Origin of the sequence: Erwinia sp. STN24 (genome assembly GCF_041320675.1) — a bacterium.
Taxonomy (GTDB): domain Bacteria; phylum Pseudomonadota; class Gammaproteobacteria; order Enterobacterales; family Enterobacteriaceae; genus Erwinia; species Erwinia aeris.
Genome location: NZ_JBGGPM010000014.1, coordinates 1 through 2,316 on the forward strand (window position 1 = coordinate 1; position 2,316 = coordinate 2,316).

General features: G+C 52.2%; 2 tRNA genes and 2 rRNA genes. All 4 read left to right on the top strand.

The features are described 5' to 3' along the window. A 16S ribosomal RNA gene (locus ACA373_RS22080) occupies nt 1-107 on the top strand; the annotation flags it as partial. Between the two features lie 74 nt (nt 108-181). Continuing rightward, nucleotides 182-258: transfer RNA gene (locus tag ACA373_RS22085), tRNA-Ile, on the top strand. 149 nt (nt 259-407) lie between these two features. Further along, nucleotides 408-483: transfer RNA gene (locus tag ACA373_RS22090), tRNA-Ala, on the top strand. Between the two features lie 199 nt (nt 484-682). Further along, nucleotides 683-2,316, top strand: a 23S ribosomal RNA gene (locus tag ACA373_RS22095); the annotation flags it as partial.

Genomic DNA, 2,316 nt, shown 5'->3' on the forward strand with positions numbered 1-2,316 from the left:
TAGGTAGCTTAACCTTCGGGAGGGCGCTTACCACTTTGTGATTCATGACTGGGGTGAAGTCGTAACAAGGTAACCGTAGGGGAACCTGCGGTTGGATCACCTCCTTACCTGAAGATACCTTCGTGCGTAGTGCTCACACAGATTGTCTGATAGAAAAGTAACGAGCAGAAAAAACCTCTACAGGCTTGTAGCTCAGGTGGTTAGAGCGCACCCCTGATAAGGGTGAGGTCGGTGGTTCAAGTCCACTCAGGCCTACCAAATTTCATCTCATGCGGCGTTATGCGCGCGGTCGTTTACCCAGGTAAACTTCCCTTCCGCATGCCTTGCCTGAGAAGAAATTATGCTTCCCTTAAAAGAAGCGTAACTCGCGGTTGAGTGGTAGTAGACGGTCTCTGCAGTAACTGTATGGGGCTATAGCTCAGCTGGGAGAGCGCCTGCCTTGCACGCAGGAGGTCAGCGGTTCGATCCCGCTTAGCTCCACCATGCAGTTTATAAAAACTATCTCAAAACTGGCTTTCGAGTCACGTTTGAGATATTTGCTCTTTAACAATCCGGAACAAGCTGAAAATTGAAACGACATGTCGTTTTCATTCTCCGTAATAAGAATGAAATTAACGATATGTTCGAGTCTCTCAAATGCTTGCAGCTGACAACCGTCTTTCGGGACGCTTGTGGGTTGTGAGGTTAAGTGACTAAGCGTACACGGTGGATGCCCTGGCAGTCAGAGGCGATGAAGGGCGTGCTAATCTGCGATAAGCGTCGGTAAGGTGATATGAACCGCAATAACCGACGATACCCGAATGGGGAAACCCGGTGCACATGTGCATCATTGCAGCATGAATACATAGTGCTGCAAGGCGAACCTGGGGAACTGAAACATCTAAGTACCCAGAGGAAAAGAAATCAACCGAGATTCCCCCAGTAGCGGCGAGCGAACGGGGAACAGCCCGGAACCATCATCAGTTTGTGTGTCAGTGGAAGCGTCTGGAAAGTCGCAGGGTACAGGGTGATACTCCCGTACACAAAGGCATGCTTATTGTGGGTTCGAAGAGTAGGGCGGGACACGTGATATCCTGTCTGAAGATGGGGGGACCATCCTCCAAGGCTAAATACTCCTGACTGACCGATAGTGAACCAGTACCGTGAGGGAAAGGCGAAAAGAACCCCGGCGAGGGGAGTGAAACAGAACCTGAAACCGTGTACGTACAAGCAGTGGGAGCCTTCTTAATGGGGGTGACTGCGTACCTTTTGTATAATGGGTCAGCGACTTATATTCTGTAGCAAGGTTAACCGTATAGGGGAGCCGCAGGGAAACCGAGTCTTAACTGGGCGTTAAGTTGCAGGGTATAGACCCGAAACCCGGTGATCTAGCCATGGGCAGGTTGAAGGTTGGGTAACACTAACTGGAGGACCGAACCGACTAATGTTGAAAAATTAGCGGATGACCTGTGGCTGGGGGTGAAAGGCCAATCAAACCGGGAGATAGCTGGTTCTCCCCGAAAGCTATTTAGGTAGCGCCTCGTGAACTCATCTTCGGGGGTAGAGCACTGTTTCGGCTAGGGGGCCATCCCGGCTTACCAACCCGATGCAAACTGCGAATACCGAAGAATGTTATCACGGGAGACACACGGCGGGTGCTAACGTCCGTCGTGAAGAGGGAAACAACCCAGACCGCCAGCTAAGGTCCCAAAGTCATGGTTAAGTGGGAAACGATGTGGGAAGGCACAGACAGCCAGGATGTTGGCTTAGAAGCAGCCATCATTTAAAGAAAGCGTAATAGCTCACTGGTCGAGTCGGCCTGCGCGGAAGATGTAACGGGGCTAAACCATGCACCGAAGCTGCGGCAGCGACACTATGTGTTGTTGGGTAGGGGAGCGTTCTGTAAGCCGTCGAAGGTGGCCTGTGAGGGCTGCTGGAGGTATCAGAAGTGCGAATGCTGACATAAGTAACGATAAAGCGGGTGAAAAGCCCGCTCGCCGGAAGACCAAGGGTTCCTGTCCAACGTTAATCGGGGCAGGGTGAGTCGACCCCTAAGGCGAGGCCGAAAGGCGTAGTCGATGGGAAACAGGTTAATATTCCTGTACTCGGTGTTACTGCGAAGGGGGGACGGAGAAGGCTATGTTGGCCGGGCGACGGTTGTCCCGGTTTAAGCGTGTAGGCTTGTGTTCCAGGCAAATCCGGAACACTTCAAGGCTGAGGCGTGACGACGAGGCACTACGGTGCTGAAGCAACAGATGCCCTGCTTCCAGGAAAAGCCTCTAAGCTCCAGGTAACACGGAATCGTACCCCAAACCGACACAGGTGGTCAGGTAGAGA